The sequence below is a fragment of the uncultured Butyricimonas sp. genome (genome assembly GCF_959596855.1).
In the GTDB taxonomy this organism is placed as follows: Bacteria; Bacteroidota; Bacteroidia; order Bacteroidales; family Marinifilaceae; genus Butyricimonas; species Butyricimonas muris.
In genome coordinates, this window is record NZ_CAUFYA010000001.1 from 295,717 (window position 1) to 316,530 (window position 20,814).

A 20,814-nucleotide genomic window follows, 5' to 3' on the forward strand; every position below is an offset into this window, starting at 1 on the left:
GAAAACGGATGAAAAAGAAATGGCTTAAATGGGGATGTCTTTTGGTCGTGATCTTGTTGGGAGTGTGGGGGTATCGTGTATGGTTCGGGACCACGAGGATTGCTTTCGTGAATTTCCAGACGATGACGATGGGGAGTATCGCGAAGGCGAATGACAATTCATTTATTCAATTGCAGGAGGTTCCCGTCGAGGAGTTGGGGCGTTTGTCCGGCTTCGATATGGTGTTCGTGAACGGGATGGGGTTGCGTGTCGTGGAAGAACAGCGGCAGCAGATACAAAACGCGGCGGACAAGGGTGTACCGGTGTTCACGACGATGGCGACGAACCCGGCGAATAATATATGCACGATAGATTCGGTCGATCAGGCTGCCTTGCGGGCTTATCTCGGTAGCGGGGGCAGGCGGAATTACAAGAATTTGCTGAATTACGTGCGGAAGAATATTGACAGGAAGGTGATGATTGCTGTCGAGGAACCGGGGGAGCCGATCGAGCGGGCATCGGATATCCTGTACCATGCGGATTTGGACAAGCCGGGGGAGGAACTGGACTTTCTGTCTGTCGGGGAGTACGAGAAATATTTGAAAGATAAGAAATTATACAGGGATGGGGCGAAAAAAATCGTGGTGACGGGACAGATGGCCGATGCCACGGGGTTAATCGACACGCTGGAACGGGTCGGGTATAATGTTTACCCGGTGTTGTCGTTGCGGCGTTTGCTTGATTTTATCTGGGAGATTGCCCCGGACGCGATAATTAATATGGCGCACGGCCGTTTGGGCGATGACATGGTGCGTTATTTGAAAGAACGTAATATTCTGTTGTTCGCGCCGCTGACGGTGAATAATCTGGTGGAGGAATGGGAACGCGATCCCATGGGAATGTCCGGCGGGTTTATGTCCCAGAGTATTGTTACGCCCGAAATAGACGGGGCTATCCGCACGTCGGCTTTGTTCGCCCAGTATAAGGACAAGGAGGGATTACGCCATTCCTACGCGGAGCCTTCCCGTTTGAGAACATACGTGGAGAATATACAGAAAACGTTTGCCTTGAGGGATAAGCCGAATAGCGAGAAACGGGTGGTGATTTATTACTATAAAGGACCGGGACAGAGTGCCATGAGCGCGGCGGGAATGGAAGTGGTTCCCTCGTTGTACAATCTTTTGAAGAAGATGAGAGAGGAGGGCTACCGGGTGGACGGCCTTCCGGCAAATCACAAGGAACTGGAGAAAATGATCATGGCGGAAGGTGCCGTGTTCGGGACTTATGCCGACGGCGTGGTAGATCGTTTCTTGAAAGAGAGTCACCCTTTGTTGATTTCGAGGGAGGAGTACGAGAGTTGGGTGAAACAAGCCCTGCGCCCGGAGAAATATGCCGAGGTGGTTGCCGCTTTCGGGGAATTTCCCGGGGAATACATGAGTCCCGCTGACGGGATACTGGGAATATCCCGGATACAGTTCGGGAACGTGGTGATAATGCCGCAACCCGCTGCCGGGGGCGGGGATAACGCTTTCCAGATCGTGCATGGGACGGATGCGGCTCCCCCTCATTCTTATATTGCGGCTTACTTGTGGATGCAATACGGGTTCAAGGCGGATGCCATGATACATTTCGGGACGCATGGCAGTCTGGAGTTTACGCCCAAGAAGCAGGCAGCCCTGTGCGATTTGGATTGGCCGGACAGACTCGTGGGCAGTGTGCCTCACTTGTATATTTATTCCATTGGCGACGTGGGCGAGGGGATGATTGCCAAACGTCGGGGATACGGGATGTTGCAATCCTATCTGACTCCCCCGTTTATGGAGAGTAACGTGTGGGGTATTTACCGGAGTCTGACGGAAAAGATAAAGATATACAACCAGAAATTGTACCCGGAGAAGGGTATCGCCAACGCGAAGGACGTGGAGCAGGCTTCCTTGGCGGTGAAAGAGTTGGCGGTTTCCTTGGGCATGCACCGGGAGTTGGGGTTGGATAGCGTGTTGACGGTTCCCTATACCGAGGAAGAGGTTTTGAAGATTGAAAACTTTGCGGATGAACTGGCGGCGGAGAAGGTGACCGGACAGTTGTACTCTATGGGAGTGCCTTACGAGGCTGCCCGGATAGAGTCTTCCGTTTATTCTATGGCGACCGACCCGATTGCTTACGGGTTATACGCGTTGGATAAGTTGCGGGGAAAGGCGGAGGCCGGGGTATTGAAGCGGAAGGCTATTTTTACCGAACGTTATCTGGAGCCGGCGAAGAAGTTGGTCGGGAGGTTGTTGAACGGGAGAGAGAACGTGAACGACGAGTTTATTTGCCGGGTGGCAGGAATCACGAGCGGGGAGTTGGCTCAAGCCCGGGAGATTGATGCGGACCGGAATGCGCCCAAGGGGATGATGGCGATGGTGATGGCGGCGACGGCAAAGCAACCGACCGTGAAAGATGAAAAGAAGGAAGAGGGAATGTCCGGGATGATGAAGGAGATGATGAAACAGACGGGCAAGGGCAAGACTCCCGGGGAAATGATGAAGATGGCGGAAAAAATGGGTATGCCCAAGGAAGCGATAGAGAAGGTGAAAGCCTCTATGTCGAAGCCGGGAGAGGATAAGCCCGATATGAGTGCCATGATGAAAGCGATGATGGGCAAGAAAGCGAAAGAGTACTCGAAAGAGGAGGTGAACAAGGCTCTTGCCATCATGGAGGTGGAGAAGACGTTGAAGAACGTGAATAATTACAAAAGGGCTTTGGCAGAAAGTCCGGCAGTCGAATTGCAGTCGTTGATGAACGCTTTGAATGGTGGGTACACGGCTCCTTCGCCCGGCGGAGATCCTATCGTGAACCCGAACACCTTGCCGACGGGGCGCAATCTTTTTGCCATTAACGCGGAGGAAACTCCCACGGAGTCCGCTTGGGAGAAAGGGATGCAGTTGGCAAAGAGTACTATCGAGATGTACCGGAAACGGCATGACGGGGAGTTCCCGAAGAAGGTGAGCTACACGCTTTGGTCCGGCGAGTTTATCGAAACGGGAGGAGCCACGATAGCCCAAGTGTTGTATATGCTCGGCGTGGAGCCCGTGCGGGATGCTTTCGGGCGGGTGAGCGATTTGAAGCTGATTCCTTCTGCCGAGTTGGGACGTCCCCGGGTAGACGTGGTGGTACAGACTTCCGGGCAGTTGCGGGATATTGCGGCTTCCCGTCTTTTCCTCGTGAATAGAGCCGTGGAAATGGCAGCGGCTGCCAAAGATGATAAATACGAGAATCAAGTGGCTGCCGGAGTGCTGGAAGCGGAGAGGACATTGATTGATAAGGGGATTTCCCCGAAGGATGCCCGTGAGATTTCGACATTCCGGGTGTTCGGGGGTGCGAATGGCGGTTACGGAACCGGAATCACGGGGATGGTAGAGGCGGGAGATCGCTGGGAGAGTGAATCGGAAATCGCGGCGACTTACTTGAATAACATGGGGGCTTACTACGGTAGCGAGAAGAATTGGGAGAAATTCAGGCAATTCGCTTTCGAGGCAGCGCTAACCCGCACGGACGTGGTGGTACAACCCCGACAGAGTAACACGTGGGGAGCGTTGAGTCTTGATCACGTGTACGAGTTCATGGGCGGAATGAATCTTGCCGTGCGTAATGTGACGGGGAAAGACCCGGATGCTTACCTGAGTGATTACCGGAACCGGAATAATAACAAGATGCAGGAGGTGAAGGAGGCGATCGGGGTGGAATCCAGAACGACGATATTCAATCCCTCGTATATTAAAGAAAAAATGAAAGGAGAAGCAACCTCCGCGTTCGGTTTTACTGAAATTATCCGTAATACTTACGGGTGGAACGTGATGAAACCTTCGGTGATTGACAACGAGATGTGGGACGAGATTTATAACGTGTACGTGAAGGATAAATTTGACCTCGGGGTGCAGGATTTCTTCGAGAAAGTGAGTCCTGCCGCATTGCAGGAGATCACTGCCATTATGATGGAAACCGTGCGTAAGGGGATGTGGAAGGCTACCGAGCAGCAGTTGGCGGATTTGTCGGAGTTACACATGGATTTGATCAAGAAGCATAAACCGGCATGTTCCGGATTTGTGTGTGATAATGCCAAATTGCGTGATTTTATCGCTTCCAAAGCGACTCCCGAAGCGGCGAAAGAGTACCGGAACAGTATTCAGCAGGTGAGGGAGGTTGCGGCAGACCGGTCCAAAGGGGTGGTGATGAAGAAAGACGAGATAGCCTCGGAAACACAGAAGCGCACGAATCGGGTGAGTACCCCGTGGATTGCGGCAGGGGTGATTGTGGTGTTGATCGGTTTGGCGGTCTTGATGAGGAAAAGACGTAAAAGCAGTATGTAATCATGGATACGATAGTTTGGATTCTGATTCTATTGACAGCATTTAATTTTTTGTTGAAGCAGACCTTTTGGAAACCGGTAGCGACGCTTGTCGCTACCGGTATTGCCGCGGTTTTCGTGTTGCTGGTATGGCCTTACGCTATCGAGCAATCGAAGACGCAGATCGCGGATTGGTTGTCCGACAATCAGTTGATGCTGGATACATCGGTGATTCTGACACTGGAACTGTCCCTGCAAATGGCTTTTTGCCTGTTGTCGGTTCACGTGGCGAATTTCTCTCCCGTGAAGCGGCGTATGATGTGGGCTTACCGGGTGTTGTACCGGTTCCCGGGTGTGTTGATATTGCCGGTATTGTTTTTCGGGCTCACGCAAACGATATTTACATTCCCGGGTGTGTCGTTTGAATTAATCGCTTGGTTGTTTGCCTTGTTTATTGCGGTAGTTGTTCCCTTGGGACGTTGGTTTATCAAGTGGTTGTTGCCGGAGGCGGAATTGCGGTTGGAATTGTTTTTCCTGACCAATGCTCTGGCGGCCGTTCTGGGGATTATCGCTACTGTGAACGGGCGTACTGCCGTGGACGGGACGACGCGAGTCGATTGGTCGGCAATGTCCGGCTGTATCGGACTTTTCGCGGTGGGGGCTGTCGTGGGGTGGATCGTGTATGTAATAAAAAGAAAACTAACTTTTAAATTGAAAAGATAATGAACGCGATTTCTGATATCATGTTTTGGATATCAACAGGATTGTTGGTGCCTGTTATTGTATTGTTGATTTTATTGTTTTTCCGCTCCCTTTTGCTGGTGGGCAGTTTTTTCGGTCAGTATGTTTCTATTCGCAAGACGGACAAGTTGATCCGGGAGCAGATGGAAACGCTGCATGTGGATAATATCGATCATTTCGGTTCCAAGTTGCCGGAGAAGAGTAGTTCATTGGTGGTGATGTTTATGAAACGGATATTGGCGGAACAGGGAAATAAAGCCCAAGTGCAGCGGTTGTTGGCGAATTTCGAGATTGCCGCCGATAAGGATTTGGCAACTTCCAAGACGTTGACGAAGCTGGGGCCCATTCTCGGGTTGATGGGAACCTTGATTCCCATGGGACCGGCGTTGGTAGGGTTGTCGACGGGTGATATCGCTTCTATGGCTTATAATATGCAGGTGGCTTTTGCCACGACGGTGATCGGTCTGGTGGCGGGAGCTATCGGTTTCCTGACGCAGCAAGTGAAACAACGTTGGTATTTGCAGGATATGACTAATCTGGAATGTCTGGTCGAGGTGTTGAACGAAAAGAATGAACGAAAATGAAACGCAATTTGTTGAAGAAGGAGGAGGATAATGATCCGATTAGTGCGGTATCCAATCTTTTCGACGTGGCAATGGTGTTTGCCGTGGCGTTAATGGTTGCGCTGGTGACTCGCTATAATATGACGGAAATGCTTTCGACAGAGGATTTCACCATGGTGAAGAACCCGGGAAAGGAAAATATGGAGATCATTACCAAGGAAGGTGAGAAGATCAATCGTTACACTCCCTCGGAAAATCAAGACAAATCGGGTAAGCGGGGAAAGAAGGTGGGGATTGCCTATGAACTTGAGAATGGTGAAATTATTTATGTCCCGGAATAGAAAAGGAGCGTAAAGTGACTATATTTGTCGTGGAATTTAAAACAATTGTCTGTGTCCACGAGTGTAGTTTTAGCGATATTGCTGTCTTATTTTCTGTTGTTGATTCTGGTTGGCTTCGTGACAACCAGAAAGGCGAATAGCGAGATGTTTTTTACCGCAAACCGAAATTCGCCTTGGTATCTGGTGGCTTTCGGGATGATTGGGACTACGCTTTCCGGGGTGACTTTTATTTCCATTCCCGGGGAGGTCGGCAATACACATTGGACGTATCTGGCAGTGGTTGCGGGCAATTGCGTGGGGTATATCGTGATTGCCCTCGTGCTTTTGCCTTTGTATTATAAACAGAATCTGGTTTCCATTTACTCGTGGCTGGGTTCCCGATTCGGGGAGAAAGCCCGGTTGACGGGTTCTTTTTTCTTTATCGTGTCGCAGTTGGTGGGGGCTTCCTTCCGCTTGTTCTTGGTCGTGGGGGTGTTACAGTTGGCTTTTTTTGACGCGGTGGGGATTCCGTTTCCCGTGACGGTGTTTGTCACGATTGCTTTCGTGTGGATTTATACCGTGCGGGGAGGTATAAAAACGATCGTGTGGACGGATGCCTTGCAGACGATATGTATTCTGGTGTCGGTCGGTCTGACGATTGCCGTGGTGAATGAAGCGTTGGAACTCGATTTTTCATCGGCAGTGGCGGCGGTGAAAGAGAGTCCTCTCTCGCGGGTGTTCGATTTTGACTGGCGTTCGGGGCAGAACACGGTGAAGCAGTTCTTGGCGGGAATAGCGATCACGGTCAGTTTGAACGGGTTGGATCAGAATATGATGCAGAAGAATCTGACTTGCCGTTCTCTGCGGGATTGTAAGACGAATATGTTCACGTTTTCGTTTCTCTTTCTGGTGACGAATTTGTTGTTTCTTATGCTGGGAGCCTTATTGTACATGTATGCCGAACGGGAGGGGATCGTGTTGCCGGGGAAGTCGGACGATGTGTTCCCGTTTTTATCGTTAAATTATTTCGGTACGGCGGCAGGAATATTCTTTTTGCTGGGAATCACGGCGGCGGCTTATTCTTCTGTCGATTCTTCGCTGACCTCGTTGACAACCTCTTTCTGTATTGATTTTTTGAAAATAGATCCCCGGAATAAGCGGGATAAGAGAAAGCGTATGGGGGTGCATGTCGTTTTCTCTTTGTTGATGATTTTTGTCGTGGTACTTTTCCGGGAGTTGAATAATTCGAGCGTGATCTCGGCTCTTTTTAAAGCGGTGGGGTACACGTACGGTCCGTTGCTGGGGCTTTTTGCCTTCGGGTTGACTACCCGCTGCCAAGTGCGGGAAAAGTATATTCCTCTCGTGTGCTTGATTTCCCCGGTGCTGTCTTACGTGGTGAATTGTTACTCGGAAGAACTGCTTTTCGGGTATAAGTTCGGTTTCGAGATTCTTTTGCTCAACGGGTTGCTGTGCTACCTCGGACTGTTGCTTATCCGGGAAAAGCGTCATAAGTCTATGCCCGTGACGACTCTTAAAGCGTAACCGATACCGAAACTGATTGCCGCTATGCCAAGGCTGATCGCCGCCATTTCGAGAAAGCGTTTTCTGAAGTTTTCGTCTTTCACGATAGAATAGTAATAGTTGAATATCGCGATGATCGTGATTGCCCCGGTAAGGCAAACGACCAATGCCCGGTACGGGTTCGACATGACAACGAAAGGCATGATGAGCACGACTACCGTGATGATATAAGCTATCCCGGTGTATATTGCCGCTTTTATCGCGTTCTTCCCGTCATTGTCTGTGCGGGAGGAAAGATATTCGGAAGCCGCCATGGAGAGGGCGGCGGCAATACCCGTGATACTTCCGGTCAAGGCTATCAGTTTGGGATTTTGCAGGGCGAAAGTGTAACCTGCCAAGGCTCCCGTGAATTCTACCAGAGCGTCGTTCAGTCCCAGTACCACTGCTCCCATGTAATTGAGCCCTTCTTCATCAAGCAGTCCGATGAGTTTGTTCTCGTGTACTTCTTCCTCGTCTGCCATGGTCTGCAAATCTTTCTCGTCTGCCCATTTACGATAAGAGTCTTGCGCGTGAACTTCTCCTTTCTCCATGAGCTTTATCCCGAAAGTAAGACCGAAAAAACGGGCAATCAACACGTAGAGTGTGATTTTCCAGTGCTTGGGAGAAGGGCTTTTGCCCGTGTATTTTTTTAGGATATGGTAGTGTTTGAGTTCCTCGGCGGATAACTCCTTCAATACTTCGCTGTTGTGCGTGTCCTTTTGTATGTTTGCCAGTCGGCTGTAAATTTTACTTTCCGTGATTTCATTTACTTGAAAGGCAACAAGTTGTTTTATATCTTCCGGTGTCATTTGTGTTCTTTGTTTGAAAAATGATAATACTGGTTTTTCCTTACGGGATAGATTTGTTTTGGTTTGTAAAAGTCCTCTTTTTTTAGAGGAGGTTAACTTGATACAGGGTTGACATGAAAAAAACCGTATCTTTGGGGATACGGTTTTTTCACGTGTGTTATATATTATTGATAGGGTGGAACTTCTATAAATAATACCCGTGATTTTTCTGTGGCTTTGAATTCGACTTCTTCCGTGTCATACACGCCTACACCGTCACGGCGTTTCAATTCCAGCTCCTTTATCGTGATGCCGCCCTCGATGATGAAAATGTAGACGCCAAGGCTGTCTTTTGATTTCATCTTGTAGCTTTGCAGTACGTTTTTGTCCAAATCGCCGATGGAGAACCAAGCCTGTTGATATATCCATAGCCCTTTGGCGTTCCCGGGGTAGGGAGATACAATTTCACTGATTTCGTTGCGTTGTACCAGATCGGAAATAACGGCGTTCTCGTATCGGGGTGGAACGTTTTTCTTGTTCGGGAATACCCATATCTGCAAGAACTCGGTGGGACGGTCGTCGTTCCGGTTGTACTCGCTGTGCATGATACCCGTTCCGGCACTCATTACTTGTATTTCACCCTCTTGAATGGTATCTTTGTGACCGAGGCTGTCTTGATGTTCCAAATCCCCTTTTAACGGGATGGAAATCACTTCCATGTTCTGGTGCGGGTGCAGGTCAAATCCCGTGCCGCCTTCAATCCGGTCGTCGTTGAGAACTCGTAAAGCCCCGAAATTAATGCGTTGCGGGTTGTAGTAATCCGCGAAACTGAATGTATGGTGGGTTTTTAACCACCCGTGGTCGAAAAATCCCCGGCTTTCAGCTCTATGTAATATTGTTTTCATAACCTTTATTTTTTTTGTTGTATAAATGTTATACGTGAGCGGTGTGTAAAAGTTGGGGTATCTTTCTCGTGAAGACGAAGAAGCTGTCCGTTTGTGTTGGACAGCCTCTTGTGATTTTGAACTTTTATTATAGAAAGAAAAGTTACATAAGGAAATGGTCGCTAATGGACTTGTGCTCGTAAATGTTGCGGATAGTGTCTGCAAACATCGGGGCGATAGGCAATACCTTGATTTTCGAGCATTCTTGTTTTTGCGGAATGGAATCCGTGAAGATCACTTCCGTGAGTTTTGAATTCTCGATGTTCTCGTATGCTTTGCCCGAGAGAACGGCATGAGTAGCCACGGCACGTACACTGGCTGCTCCCGCCTCAACGAGCATATCGGCAGCCTTGCAAATTGTACCCGCGGTATCAATCATATCATCCACGATGATAATGTTTTTGCCTTCAACATCTCCGATTACTTTCATGTCGGCTACTTCGTTGGCTCTGATACGGGTTTTGTGGCAAATGATCAAGCCCGAATCGAAGTATTTTGCCCACGAATTGGCTCGCTTGGCACCACCGATGTCGGGAGAAGCTATGGCGAAATCTTTTAATCCCAACGATTTGATGTAAGGAATCAATATCGTGGAACCGTACAAGTGATCTACCGGAATATCGAAAAATCCTTGGATTTGATCGGCATGCAAGTCCATCGTCATTACACGGTCTACCCCGGCAGCTTGCAGCATATTGGCTACAAGTTTTGCCCCGATAGCAACACGCGGTTTGTCTTTCCGGTCTTGACGGGCAAACCCGAAGTAGGGAATTACCGCGATTACCTTATAGGCTGACGCTCTTTTAGCCGCGTCAATCATCAAGAGTAACTCCATGAGATTATCACTTGGTGGGAAGGTTGATTGAACGATAAACACATGTTCCCCTCTCACCGTTTCGTCGAAAGAGGTGACGAATTCTCCGTCACTGAATCTTGTAAACGTTTTTTTACCGAGCTCAAGCCCAAGAGAACTAGCGATGCTTTCCGCAATGTATCGACTGTTTTCTCCGGCGAAAACTTTAATTTCGGGCAAATTTGACATATCTAAATCATTAGTTGAAACACTTGGCAAAAATAGAAAATTAATCTTAGATAGCATGTTGAAATGTTGAAAAGTTTCGATAAATACGTTTGTCAAAACAGTTACAAGTTACAACTTAGCAAGTTGCAGGTTTTGGGTATTGAACTTATAACTTGTAAACCTGTAACTTGCAACCGGGTGAAGGGATTAAACGGGAGCGTTTTTTACGCGTACCGTTTGATTCCTTCACCCGAATATATTATATTTACACGGCGAAAGCGTGTTTATTATTTATTAATCAATATATATTCAAGTAAATGGAAGAAATCAAAAAGTACGTGGAAGAGAACAAGGAGCGTTTCCTGAACGAGTTGTTCGAGTTAATCCGGATTCCTTCAATCTCTTCATTGTCCGAGCATAAGCCGGATATGTACCGTTGTGCCGAGCAATGGACCAAGATCATGTTAGCCGCCGGGGCTGACCGGGCAGAAGTGTATGAAACAGACGGAAATCCCGTGGCGTACGGGGAAAAGATCATAGATCCTGCTCTCCCGACCGTGTTGGTTTACGGGCACATGGACGTGATGCCGGTTGACCCGATCGACTTGTGGAACACGAAGCCTTTCGAACCCGTTATCAAGGACGGCAGGATTTGGGCTCGCGGGGCTGACGATGACAAGGGACAGGCTTTCATGCATGCCAAGGCTTTCGAGTATCTCGTGAAGTCCGGCAAGTTGAATTGCAACGTGAAATTCATGATCGAGGGAGAGGAAGAGATTGGTTCTCCTAACCTGCCGAAGTTCTGCAAAGAGCATAAAGATATGCTGAAAGCTGACGTGATTCTGGTTTCCGACACGAGTATGATTGCTCCCGATGTACCTTCTATCACGACCGGGTTGAGAGGTTTGGCGTACTGGCAGGTAGAAGTGACCGGACCGAACGCTGACTTGCATTCCGGTATTTTCGGTGGTGCGGTGGCAAACCCGATCAACGTGTTGTGCAAGATGATTGCCGAGATGCAGGACGAGAAAGGACATATCACGATACCCGGTTTTTACGACGATGTGCTGGAAGTAAGTGCCGAGGAACGTGCTAAAATGGCAAAGGCTCCGTTTAATTTGGAAGATTACAAGAAATCTCTCGATATCAAAGAAGTAAAAGGCGAAGAAGGGTTCGCCACTAACGAGCGCACGGGTATTCGCCCGACGTTTGACGTTTGCGGTATCTGGGGCGGTTACACTGGAGAAGGTGCAAAAACCGTTTTGCCGTCAAAAGCTTACGCCAAGATTAGCTGCCGCTTGGTTCCGAACCAGAAGCACGAGAAAATTGCGAAATTATTCAAGGAATATTTCGAGTCTATCGCTCCCGATTACGTGAAGGTAAAAGTGGAATACCTGCATGGGGGACCTTCTTACGTGTGCCCGATTGACCTTCCGGCTTACGCGGCTGCCGAAAAAGCATACGAGGAAGTGTACGGAAAGCAACCCGTTCCGGTACGTTCCGGCGGAAGTATCCCAATCATCGCCACTTTCGAAGAAGTGTTAGACATCAAGTCTGTGCTGATGGGCTTCGGTTTAGGCTCTGACGCTATCCACTCGCCGAACGAGAACTACCCGTTGGAGCAGTTCTACAACGGAATCACGACTATCCCGTTATTCTACAAGTATTTCGGGGAGATGATGAAGAAGTAAGGCACTTTAATTTAACAAGAAAATCGCCAAACCCAAGTAACGGATTTGGCGATTTTTTTGTCTTTTATATTTAATGTGTTCGTGATGTATGGTTGTTTGGTGATTCCAATAATCCAAGGTAAAAGGTCGTGAATTTCTAGGGGCTTTCAGGAGTTGCGTAGTAAGGCTTGCCGATAGATTTCGTTGATTCTTGCCTTGAGATTTAATGGTTGAATAACTCGCAGGGAGCGGCTTCTGGAAAGGAGTTCCATGACAAAATCGTTCGTGATGCGCAAGCGAAGGGTGATGGAGAACTCGTCGGGAGTGTCCTTTATGATTTGTTGCGAGTGGTGGAAGGGTTTCGTTTTTATGTATTGCCCGTCAAGGGCGTCAAACGATAGGGTGATGTCCTCGACGGGAAATTTCTCGTCGTTTATAATCCCGAAAGAATCCCGGAAGGAGAGGTTGATGTCGATAGTGTTATTTCTCTTGAAAGCGCGTGGGGTGATATTTAAGTTCGTGATGTAGTTTAAGCTGAATGTTTTAAATATGTTCGAACCGGATTCTTTCCCGATTAGGTACCAGCGTCCCCTGCATTCTTTCACGGCGTATGGTTCTACTTCGCGGGAGGTCATTAATTGTTCCCGGAATTTGTAGTAATTGAAAGTGATAAGCCGATTTTCTTTCATCGCTTGAACAAGGGGGTAGAGGTGTTGTGTACCGGAAGGGTGATGGTGTTCCGGGAAAACAAAGCGGGACAGCCCGTTGTCCGCGTTCAGGGAGTTTAGAATCTCGAAAGACTCCAAGAAGCGGGCGATTCCCTCCGGGTCGTTTGCCTCGTCATTGTCAGGGATGTAATATCCTTTTCTTCGGTTGTCCCATTCTATGGCAAAACCGAGTTTGTCACGTATTTCTTGTAAATCCCGTTTCAGGGTGCGGGTAGAGAAGGAGGTGGCTTCCGAGTCGTGTAGAACGAGTTGCCGTGACACGTGTTCGATTAATTCTTTACCGGAGATGTAAGGGTGTTCCTGTACATTGCGGATGATGTATAAATATCGCTTGGTGTAGTCGCTTTTTGCCATAATATGTCGTGTAAAACGGTTTAAAGATAATATTTTTTTCGAGTGCGTGCCATATTCTGTCCCTGTTCCCGTTTTTCTTTGTCATAAATTAAAGTTCTTGCAACAACCCACGAACGTTGTTTATTTCGTGATAAAATTGTAAATTTGTTGCATCACGGGCATGGAGATGTCACGTGGTGGACATATTTTATATTGAAGCGTTTTGTTTGATTCTTGGTAAAGAAAGTCTGGTAAATTTTCAAGGTACAGGAACACAAACGAATGACGTTCATGCTTGCCGTATATGTATTTCATATATACCGGTTGAGCGTGGGTTGTTGTTTATTTGTACCAATGGTTTACCAGAGCCACTTTACCGGATAAGCATACAGTACCCACGCTTTTTTCGTGTATGTATTTTTCCGCATCGGGGACTGGCGGAAGGAATAAAAATGAGAAAAAATGATGAAGTTACATGAAGTTATCGAGAAAGTCTTGAAAGACGAAAAAAAGCCGATGACAGCGACAGAAATCGCAGAGAAGATTAATCAGCAAGGGTTGTACGAACGTGGGGATAAATTACCGCTTCCCGCTAGTCAGGTTTCAGCGAGGGTGGGGAATAAAACTTATGTTGCTATGTTTGAGAAGAAAGGTGGATATATAAAATTGAGATGATATGGAAATAAAAATAAGTTTTAATATGCGGGGGAGGTCTGAGAGAGTTCCTGATGCGATACGGATTGCGGAGAAACTGAAAGGACAACAAGAAGGGACTTTTATGGTTGTGAATTGTAAAGAATTTTCTAAAGAGGTTCAAGAGTTACTGCATTTGGTGATATATTGGAGGCGTACGGAATTCGAGATAAATGGGTTAAAAATTGAAATAAAAGATTTTTGGTTGCTAAAGGAAGTTCTTTTATGCAAAAGAAATTGTCGGGGAAATTGTAAATTAGTGCAAGGTGATGATTGGTGGAAAGGAATAATAAAAGCCTTAGGATTGAATGGGAAAATTCCAGTATACGATAGTAAGGATGAGCCAGAATGTTGGTTTAGGCATTGTGGGAGTGAAGCGTTGCTTGATATATCTGAAAATAATTTTCGTGTAGATAGAGATAAATTGATAGAGGCGTATAAAAATAAATTTCAAGTAATTGATGTTGTATGTCCGAAATATAAAGAAAGTCCTTATATAGAAGAAATTAAAAAGATGGATAATGATAAAGTATTTCAATATAAATATCAAAAACTAGCTTGGGAAGACGAGGATGAATTAGAGGTTGGTATCACTCCAGGAGAAGAACTTTTTGAGCAATTGGAAGAAAGGCAACAAGAAAGGATGCAAGAGTTCGTGATGTTAGTTGCTGATGAGGTTGAAAAGAGATTGTTAAAGATATTAGATAAAGATGATATGAAAAGATAAGTATTGCTATGCGATGACAATCAGGGAATATTGGGAGAAATATGATTTAGAAGAAAAAGAGAGGTTTTCATACAACAGTTTTGTTGAAGACTTAAAACGTGATTTTGATAATTTGGTCGAGGAATATGATGCTATGTCGGATATGCATATTTTTAGATTTTGCATTAATTCCGTTAGAATGAAATATTGATGTGTTAGAAGCTGGTAGAGGAGCCGGAAGAAATGGAACGAGAGTTGATACAGTCATTTAAGAAAGAATATTTTGGTAAATGACCTTTTGCTAATTTGAGAGATTAATGAAACCTAGAGAACACGAAGTGAAGCGGTATTTATAAAATAGACATTTATGAAAATAGTGATATGTGTAATTTCAATTTTTGTGATTGGATGTACTGGAATAAGAAAAGATGATAAAAAAGCTACAAGTGAAAATGCGAAAAGTGGTATTGAATGGCGTAAACAAGGAGATAGTCTTTTCCTTAAACTTGATACTTTGAGAGCTTTGGAATGTTGGCAAGAAGCAGCATTGTTGAATGATTCTGTTGCACAGTGTGTTTTAGGACGGTGCTATCAAGAAGGAACAGGTGTCAGAAAAAATTATGAAGAAGCTTTTTATTGGTACGAAAAAGCTGCAATTCAGAATTGTACAGATGCACAGGTTCAATTAGGATATTTATATTCCAATGGTTTAGGATGTGAAAAAAATAATCAACAGGCTTTTAGTTGGATACAAAAGGCTGCGGAGCGAGGAGATTGTATTGGACAATATAATCTTGGATACTTTTATTGGTTGGGGAAAGGAGTAAAACAAGATTATCAACAAGCTTTTTTATGGTTTGAACGGGCTGCAAATAGAGAGAATGTAGAGGCTCAATATTGGCTTGCTATTTGTTATTTTGATGGCAAAGGAATAGAAGCTAATTTTGATAAGGCGCTTTGTTGGTTTCAGAAAGCCGCATTGCAACAGCATGCCGGAGCTCAAAATGCTCTTGCCCATATCTATTTATTTGGACAATGTGTAAAACAAGATTATGAAAAGGTACTTTATTGGGCAAAGTTAGCGGCGTCTCAAGGAGAATTAGATTCACAATATTTATTGGGGAGATTGTATATGACAGGTTGTGGAGTGGAAAGAAATCTTTCAATAGCGCGGGAGTATTTTGAAAAAGGAGCTAAAAGTGGACATTCTTCATCGCAATTTAATTTGTGTTTGATGTATTATGGATGGGGGGACGTTGTAGATGTTGACATTAAGAATGCTATATATTGGGGAGAAAAAAGTGCGGAACAAGGAAATGTCGAAGCGATACGTTGGTTAGTGTCGCTATATTTGAATAATAAGTGTTTGGGGGATGGAACAATTGAAAAATGGAATACAACGAAAGAGAATCTAAAGAAGGCTGAATATTGGTTGCAGAAAGCGGTAAATTTGCAAGATGAATGGGCTATTCGTACGTTAGAATTATTAAAACAAGGAGAGTTTACTCGTCGATAATATGGTGAAATGGGAGGAAAGGTTTTAATGTATTAATAAAAATTAACTATGGATAATAAGAAAACAGGTTCAATTGCGACAGGGATAATTGTTATTCTTTTTTTTGTGGGAGTAATAAGTAGTTTCTTTTCTTCAGGAGAAATCGAAGAATGGGAGGTGAAAGATTATGTCGTTTATTATTTGAAAGATAATCTTTTGAAAGATCCTAAGAGTTATGAGTCGGTTACTTGGTCAAGCGTGTCTGAATATGATAGTGGTTTTAAAGTAACTCACACGTATAGAGCTAAAAATAGTTTTGGTGGATATGTAGTAGAAACACATACTTTTTATTTAGATAAACATGGAAATGTAGTGAGTGTTAGATAATTTATTATGTTAATAGATTTGTAAATAAATTTGAGTGATTTCGAGATATAGTTTAATAGAATGAAATGATATAGTTTAATAGAATGAAATTTAAATCTATCGAAGAATTGAAAAGAGAAGGGTTTATTGGTTTTGTGTCAATAAACGAGTTATGGCAAGATGCTTCTTGTATTTCTAAAGAGAAGGGTGTTTATCTCGTGTTGCACGTGCAGGAAGGGGAACCGACTTTCTTGGAAGAGGGAAGCGGGGGATTTTTTAAAGGGAAAAATCCTAATGTATCGTTACATGAATTGAATGAAAACTGGGTAGTTGGTACTCCCGTGATTTATATCGGGAAAGCGGGAGGGCGAAGTGCAACGTTACATTCCCGTTTGTCGCAATATTTGAAGTTTGGGCAGGGAAAAAATATCGGTCATTGGGGAGGTAGATTTATTTGGCAAATAGAGAATGCCGGGGATTTGTTAATATGTTGGAAGCCGGTAGAGGAGCCGGAAGAAATGGAACGAGAATTGATACAATCATTTAAGAAAGAATATTTTGGTAAACGACCTTTTGCTAATTTGAGAGATTAATGAAACCGAGAGAATATGAATTGTTTGTTGGCGATTATTTTCGTCAGCAAGGATATAGAGTTGAAATCACCCCGGAAACGGGAGATTGGGGAGTCGATATTTTTGCTTGGGAAGGGGATGAGAAAATAGCCATTCAAGTGAAGAATTACGGGGGAGGGACGAGAAAAATCAATCGACAAATGGTGATGGAGTTATGTGGTGCGAAAGAATATTTTGATTGCACGAGGGCGATAATGGTAACAAGTGGTAGCGTGATGGATGATGCCGAAAAGGTCGCTAAAAAACTGGGAATCAAGATTATTTATTTAGGAGAAGAGGAAAATAAGTGCTCTCCGGTCGAGCGTGGCGAGAGTATTGATTCTCGGGGGCTTGATTTCGATTCGATTTGGAGCGAATACATTATCCCTTTGGCTGGTAAGACGTTGAAGCGGGAGAACGGGGAGGAAAATAAAATACTCGAGGTAAATTGGGGAGAGGTGAAAAGAATTACTTCTAACGGAAATGAAGGGAAAATCAGGATTGAAATTTTTAAATATGCGGTAAATAAAATATTGAAAGAGGGGTACGTGACGAGAGATGACATTAATCAAAATTATGCGGGTAGGGCTTCTTCCGGGGTGGTTTTAATTTTGTCGCAAGTCCCTTTTTTTGAATTGACGAAACGTCCAACGGGATTGCGATTAGTCAATTTGAACACGAAGTGAAGCAGTATTCTGTAAGTATTCCTACCGTATTCGGCTTGCGAACGTTGAATAAAGCCGACTTATTGCTATTGAAGACCTATCGTAATCCTACTCAAGATATAGGGAATGGTATTTGCTCGGGTATATTGCGCGAGCGGGTTAGAATTGGCGGGAATCCATGGTTTGGAATACATGGAAGCGGGTTTTCTTGCCGCCACCCTCGATGGTGATTTGGTCCGTGTTGCGGGAGCCGTTGCGGGTGGTGAGTTGCAGGGAGATGTTGTTTGTTACGGCGTCGAGGGGGACACGCGTGTAAGAAATGGAATAGGGGAGAGTCTGCCAGTTGCGGGTATCCGCTTTTTCTGTCAGAGAGTTGGCGATGCCGACGGCGAATCCGAGCCATTCGTTTTGCTTTCGAGCCGTGTATTCAAGTCCCTTTTTTGCCGCGACACGCAAGAGTGACGTGGAAAATTCGCGTACCATACGGTCACGTAAGGTTTTGAATGCAATCTCGTTGATGTTTTCGGCAATTTCCAAGGGATAGGTTTTGGCATCAAGCACGAGAGAGCCTTTGGCGTACAAGGGCGGGCGTTCCATGTATTTGGGGAAGGCGACTCTTAGCATTTGCAGGTCGGCAATACTTTTACGTTCGTCGTCCGAGTAGCGGGAGTCAAAAAAGAATGGAAAGGTGAATCCGAATTCGTCGTTGTGGAACACGATAGCCCCATCACCTCTTTTCTGTTTGGCGAAATTGATACTCCACTCCGCTTTCACGGGTCCCATCCCGTTCAGCCAGAAAAAGACGAGTTGCCCATTCGCGGGGGCAGGGGTATGTTTGTAAGTGGTGTTGAACTCTTTTTCGTATTGCTTCAATTCTGCCGTGAAGCCACAATTGTATGCGGAACGCATCAAGTCTTGTTTTAATTGTTCCGGGGCTTGTACGCCGAAGTTCTTCACGTAGTCGGATTGATATACCTCGTAAGCGTTACGGTAGGCGATGAAAGCGTTGTTGGCGTCGCCCGATGCATCGTAAATCAATCCCATAAGCAAGTGGGCGAAAGCGTCCCGCTGGTAACGATTTTTGTGGTCGGGATACTTGTCGTTCAGTTGATTGAGTTTGATGTTTATTTTCCTGACTTCGACTAACGCACCTTCCATGTCATTCAGGTCAAGATAATTCAATGCCTTGTAGAAATTAATCATGATTACCTCGAAGTCTTCCGGTTGGTAGGGACGCATTTCGGGATTCGTTACCAAGGCTGCCGCTTCTGCCCCGAGATTGCGGTGTTGCTCGTCAATCAAGTTTTCGGCGGTTTCAAAGTACTTGTTACTATTCTCGGGTTGCCCGAGCATGAACTCCACGTATCCCTTGTTCAAGTAATAAAGAATCCGGTTTTTCCCGGTGGCTTGTTTTTTATCTTTATCCAGTAGCTTGTTTGCCTTTTCGAAGTTGCCGGCAGTCACTGCCGATTGGAATTCAGCCGTGCGTTGGTACCACGTGGCACACCCGGAAAAGAGGAAGAGGATGATAATGAGTCCAAAGAGTTTGTAAGGTTTATAAAGTTTATAAGGTTCATAAGGTTTATGAATCCTTATTGTATTTCTACTGAAGCATGAATGATGAATGTGTATCATTATGGGACTACTTTATAAACTTTATGAACCTTATAAACTTTATGAACTAATTAGAATGCTCTATCCGTGATATGTTTCTTTATCTTCTTGTCGCCCATCCATACCACTTCGTTGGTTTCGATGTTGGTGAGTTGCAAGTCGATTTGGTAGGTTACCACTTTTTGCTTTTTGTACGAGTCCACGATGCTGTTGATGGTGCCTTGCAGGATAAAGTCGGCGCCCAGTTCTTTACCCCATTTCTTGGTGGTTTCGGGGGAGGCGTAGTCTTGTTGTTCGGCACGTTCTTTCCGTAGCTCGTTTCGTTTCTCTCCTGCCACGACTAGACGGATGTTGCCGTCACGAATAATGGCTTTCTCGACATCCTTGATGAAGGTTTCCGAGTTGATGTGTTCGTGGCTCTTGTTTTCGACTAATCCGACTACGACTACCGGGCGTTTGTCATTTGCTTTCAGGTAGCGGGGTATCCATGCGGATGTCAGTAGGTCGCCAATCATCTCGTCCGACACCATGCGGGAGTCGCTATCGTTCCAGCGTCCGCTGAGGTCTATTGTTTCGCTCGGGTCTACCCGTGCTATTTTCCGGCTACCGCACCCGTTTAATATCGCTATGGTTAACACGACAAGTGTTCCGATAAATACTTTTCTCATATTCTTTTGATTTTAGGTTTATATTCAAATTCCACGATTAATATCAAATTTTGTTACAATTATTTGACCAAATATACGTGTTAGATGGCGTTTTGGATGTTAATTACATTTAAAATTGATAGGGACGGGCAATTATTATTCCGGAATGAGAGCGAATGCCTTGCAAGTATTCGGGGAGGGGTACTTCTGAAATGACCACTTTCTTGGCGGAAAGTGACGCGTGGAGCAAGTGAATCTGCCCGTTTTGTTCTATGGCTATTCCCACGTGGGCGGTGTCGAGCCCTTTTTTGTCTGTCGTGATGAGCAGAATATCTCCCGGTTGAATTTGCCCGGTCGCGGCGGATACCTTGTCCTTGGGAATATAATGGTATTTCCGGAGGTTTATATTGTTCTCTATCCGGAGCATTTTTCCTGCGAGAAGGGAATCTTGTGCGAGGGCAGGATATTTCTGCCAGTTTCGGGAGATGAAACCCACTTTGTTAGGGAAGGGGATGCCTCCGTTTTCCAAGGTGACGTCTTTTACAATGCTGTCTAGGCTCATCTCGTGCAACCAATCGGTGGAGTAATGAAGCCGGGCAGTGTAGTCGGTGATTTCGCCGTCCCGGTAGCGAATCTTTTGTAAATTCTTCAAGTAGGCCTCTGTCTGTCGAGGGGTATATTCTTTCAATAGAGCCAAGGCAAGCACGTTATCCGTGAATGTTACACAGTCGAATTCCCGCAGGTTCACTACGAGTTGTTCTTTCGGGTTGATTTCGAGGGTGCCGCCTTTGTAGGGGGTATTGATAAAGAATTGACCGATAGCAACAATTCGTTCGTTCACGGGAAGCCGATGTAATTCTTTTCCCGAGGCATACTCGAAAAACCGGGAGAGGATTGCTTTATCTTCTTCCGATACGGGAGATTGTGCTTTACATCCCGAGATGACAGGGAAAAGGGCGACGAGTAGCAAAAGAATCGTTTTTTTCATATAAAGCGTTTTGGGTGAATAAAAAATGAGGAGCCGCGTGAACGGCATCCTCATC

19 protein-coding genes are annotated in these 20,814 nt (G+C 45.6%); 12 read left to right on the top strand and 7 right to left on the bottom strand.

From position 1 onward, the window contains the following. Positions 1-8 precede the first annotated feature (8 nt). The 5 genes from Q5866_RS01140 to Q5866_RS01160 are packed head-to-tail and all read left to right on the top strand — an operon-like array spanning position 9 to position 7,472. A complete protein-coding gene (locus Q5866_RS01140) occupies positions 9-4,328 on the top strand; it encodes a cobaltochelatase subunit CobN (RefSeq protein WP_303178217.1) in 4,320 nt (1,439 codons plus the stop codon). A gap of 2 nt (positions 4,329-4,330) precedes the next feature. Next, a complete protein-coding gene (locus tag Q5866_RS01145) occupies positions 4,331-5,029 on the top strand; it encodes a hypothetical protein (RefSeq protein WP_292264898.1) in 699 nt (232 codons plus the stop codon). After that, positions 5,029-5,631 (top strand): MotA/TolQ/ExbB proton channel family protein, encoded by a 603-nt coding sequence (locus Q5866_RS01150; RefSeq protein WP_186974840.1) that lies wholly within the window; start codon positions 5,029-5,031, stop codon positions 5,629-5,631. The genes Q5866_RS01145 and Q5866_RS01150 overlap by 1 nt, the downstream gene beginning before the upstream one ends. After that, positions 5,628-5,951, top strand: coding sequence for a DUF2149 domain-containing protein (locus tag Q5866_RS01155; RefSeq protein WP_099291273.1), 324 nt, complete (start codon positions 5,628-5,630; stop codon positions 5,949-5,951). The genes Q5866_RS01150 and Q5866_RS01155 overlap by 4 nt, the downstream gene beginning before the upstream one ends. A 51-nt stretch (positions 5,952-6,002) precedes the next feature. Beyond that, complete coding sequence (locus Q5866_RS01160; RefSeq protein WP_303178221.1) at positions 6,003-7,472, top strand: sodium:solute symporter; 1,470 nt, start codon at positions 6,003-6,005, stop codon at positions 7,470-7,472. Here Q5866_RS01160 and Q5866_RS01165 read toward each other — a convergent pair. The 3 genes from Q5866_RS01165 to Q5866_RS01175 form a co-directional block, all read right to left on the bottom strand. Then, positions 7,436-8,299: a VIT1/CCC1 transporter family protein gene (locus Q5866_RS01165; RefSeq protein ID WP_303178223.1), complete on the bottom strand. Its 864-nt coding sequence runs from the start codon at positions 8,297-8,299 to the stop codon at positions 7,436-7,438. The two genes, Q5866_RS01160 and Q5866_RS01165, sit on opposite strands and share 37 nt — an antisense overlap. Before the next feature lie 164 nt (positions 8,300-8,463). Further along, entirely contained in the window at positions 8,464-9,183 is a 720-nt protein-coding gene (locus Q5866_RS01170; protein ID WP_227217006.1) for a pirin family protein, read from the bottom strand. 142 nt (positions 9,184-9,325) lie between these two features. After that, positions 9,326-10,264 carry a ribose-phosphate pyrophosphokinase gene (locus Q5866_RS01175; protein WP_099291269.1) on the bottom strand — a complete coding sequence of 313 codons (939 nt, stop codon included), beginning with the start codon at positions 10,262-10,264 and terminating at the stop codon, positions 9,326-9,328. A 296-nt stretch (positions 10,265-10,560) separates the two neighbouring features. On the opposite strand from Q5866_RS01175, the gene Q5866_RS01180 reads away from it, so the two are divergent. Continuing rightward, positions 10,561-11,934, top strand: a complete 1,374-nt coding sequence (locus tag Q5866_RS01180; protein ID WP_303178226.1) for a dipeptidase — start codon at positions 10,561-10,563, stop codon at positions 11,932-11,934. A gap of 146 nt (positions 11,935-12,080) precedes the next feature. Here Q5866_RS01180 and Q5866_RS01185 read toward each other — a convergent pair whose 3' ends face one another. Further along, positions 12,081-12,995, bottom strand: a complete 915-nt coding sequence (locus Q5866_RS01185) for a YafY family protein (RefSeq protein WP_292264889.1) — start codon at positions 12,993-12,995, stop codon at positions 12,081-12,083. Between the two features lie 441 nt (positions 12,996-13,436). Between Q5866_RS01185 and Q5866_RS01190 the strand changes: the two genes are divergently transcribed. The 6 genes from Q5866_RS01190 to Q5866_RS01215 all read left to right on the top strand — a co-directional run bounded on the left by Q5866_RS01190 (position 13,437) and on the right by Q5866_RS01215 (position 17,531). Further along, positions 13,437-13,649 carry a winged helix-turn-helix domain-containing protein gene (locus Q5866_RS01190; protein WP_303178229.1) on the top strand — a complete coding sequence of 71 codons (213 nt, stop codon included), beginning with the start codon at positions 13,437-13,439 and terminating at the stop codon, positions 13,647-13,649. A gap of 1 nt (position 13,650) precedes the next feature. Then, positions 13,651-14,394, top strand: a complete 744-nt coding sequence (locus Q5866_RS01195) for a hypothetical protein (RefSeq protein ID WP_303178231.1) — start codon at positions 13,651-13,653, stop codon at positions 14,392-14,394. A 346-nt stretch (positions 14,395-14,740) separates the two neighbouring features. After that, positions 14,741-15,889 carry a tetratricopeptide repeat protein gene (locus tag Q5866_RS01200; RefSeq protein WP_303178233.1) on the top strand — a complete coding sequence of 383 codons (1,149 nt, stop codon included), beginning with the start codon at positions 14,741-14,743 and terminating at the stop codon, positions 15,887-15,889. Between the two features lie 48 nt (positions 15,890-15,937). Next, positions 15,938-16,255 (top strand): hypothetical protein, encoded by a 318-nt coding sequence (locus Q5866_RS01205; protein ID WP_141560914.1) that lies wholly within the window; start codon positions 15,938-15,940, stop codon positions 16,253-16,255. Positions 16,256-16,338: 83 nt separating this feature from the next. Next, positions 16,339-16,827, top strand: coding sequence for a hypothetical protein (locus tag Q5866_RS01210; RefSeq protein ID WP_303178235.1), 489 nt, complete (start codon positions 16,339-16,341; stop codon positions 16,825-16,827). Beyond that, positions 16,827-17,531, top strand: a complete 705-nt coding sequence (locus Q5866_RS01215) for a restriction endonuclease (RefSeq protein WP_303178237.1) — start codon at positions 16,827-16,829, stop codon at positions 17,529-17,531. Before Q5866_RS01210 ends, Q5866_RS01215 begins: the two co-directional genes overlap by 1 nt. 138 nt (positions 17,532-17,669) lie before the next feature. On the opposite strand, the gene Q5866_RS01220 is transcribed toward Q5866_RS01215, so the two are convergent. The 3 genes from Q5866_RS01220 to Q5866_RS01230 form a co-directional block, all read right to left on the bottom strand. Beyond that, positions 17,670-19,145, bottom strand: a complete 1,476-nt coding sequence (locus Q5866_RS01220) for a COG3014 family protein (protein WP_303178239.1) — start codon at positions 19,143-19,145, stop codon at positions 17,670-17,672. 50 nt (positions 19,146-19,195) lie between these two features. Next, the gene (locus Q5866_RS01225; RefSeq protein WP_303178241.1) at positions 19,196-19,792 is read right to left on the bottom strand and encodes a penicillin-binding protein activator LpoB; all 597 of its coding nucleotides are present in this window, start codon (positions 19,790-19,792) and stop codon (positions 19,196-19,198) included. 109 nt (positions 19,793-19,901) lie between these two features. Next, a complete protein-coding gene (locus tag Q5866_RS01230; protein WP_303178243.1) occupies positions 19,902-20,759 on the bottom strand; it encodes an N-acetylmuramoyl-L-alanine amidase-like domain-containing protein in 858 nt (285 codons plus the stop codon). Between the last annotated feature and the right edge of the window lie 55 nt (positions 20,760-20,814).

Coding starts and splice junctions, on each gene's coding strand:
- Q5866_RS01140 (WP_303178217.1), top strand. CDS start 9: ATGAAAAAGAAATGGCTTAAATGGGGATGTCTTTTGGTCGTGATCTTG.
- Q5866_RS01145 (WP_292264898.1), top strand. CDS start 4,331: ATGGATACGATAGTTTGGATTCTGATTCTATTGACAGCATTTAATTTT.
- Q5866_RS01150 (WP_186974840.1), top strand. CDS start 5,029: ATGAACGCGATTTCTGATATCATGTTTTGGATATCAACAGGATTGTTG.
- Q5866_RS01155 (WP_099291273.1), top strand. CDS start 5,628: ATGAAACGCAATTTGTTGAAGAAGGAGGAGGATAATGATCCGATTAGT.
- Q5866_RS01165 (WP_303178223.1), bottom strand. CDS start 8,299: ATGACACCGGAAGATATAAAACAACTTGTTGCCTTTCAAGTAAATGAA.
- Q5866_RS01170 (WP_227217006.1), bottom strand. CDS start 9,183: ATGAAAACAATATTACATAGAGCTGAAAGCCGGGGATTTTTCGACCAC.
- Q5866_RS01175 (WP_099291269.1), bottom strand. CDS start 10,264: ATGTCAAATTTGCCCGAAATTAAAGTTTTCGCCGGAGAAAACAGTCGA.
- Q5866_RS01180 (WP_303178226.1), top strand. CDS start 10,561: ATGGAAGAAATCAAAAAGTACGTGGAAGAGAACAAGGAGCGTTTCCTG.
- Q5866_RS01185 (WP_292264889.1), bottom strand. CDS start 12,995: ATGGCAAAAAGCGACTACACCAAGCGATATTTATACATCATCCGCAAT.
- Q5866_RS01190 (WP_303178229.1), top strand. CDS start 13,437: ATGATGAAGTTACATGAAGTTATCGAGAAAGTCTTGAAAGACGAAAAA.
- Q5866_RS01195 (WP_303178231.1), top strand. CDS start 13,651: ATGGAAATAAAAATAAGTTTTAATATGCGGGGGAGGTCTGAGAGAGTT.
- Q5866_RS01200 (WP_303178233.1), top strand. CDS start 14,741: ATGAAAATAGTGATATGTGTAATTTCAATTTTTGTGATTGGATGTACT.
- Q5866_RS01205 (WP_141560914.1), top strand. CDS start 15,938: ATGGATAATAAGAAAACAGGTTCAATTGCGACAGGGATAATTGTTATT.
- Q5866_RS01210 (WP_303178235.1), top strand. CDS start 16,339: ATGAAATTTAAATCTATCGAAGAATTGAAAAGAGAAGGGTTTATTGGT.
- Q5866_RS01215 (WP_303178237.1), top strand. CDS start 16,827: ATGAAACCGAGAGAATATGAATTGTTTGTTGGCGATTATTTTCGTCAG.
- Q5866_RS01220 (WP_303178239.1), bottom strand. CDS start 19,145: ATGATACACATTCATCATTCATGCTTCAGTAGAAATACAATAAGGATT.
- Q5866_RS01225 (WP_303178241.1), bottom strand. CDS start 19,792: ATGAGAAAAGTATTTATCGGAACACTTGTCGTGTTAACCATAGCGATA.
- Q5866_RS01230 (WP_303178243.1), bottom strand. CDS start 20,759: ATGAAAAAAACGATTCTTTTGCTACTCGTCGCCCTTTTCCCTGTCATC.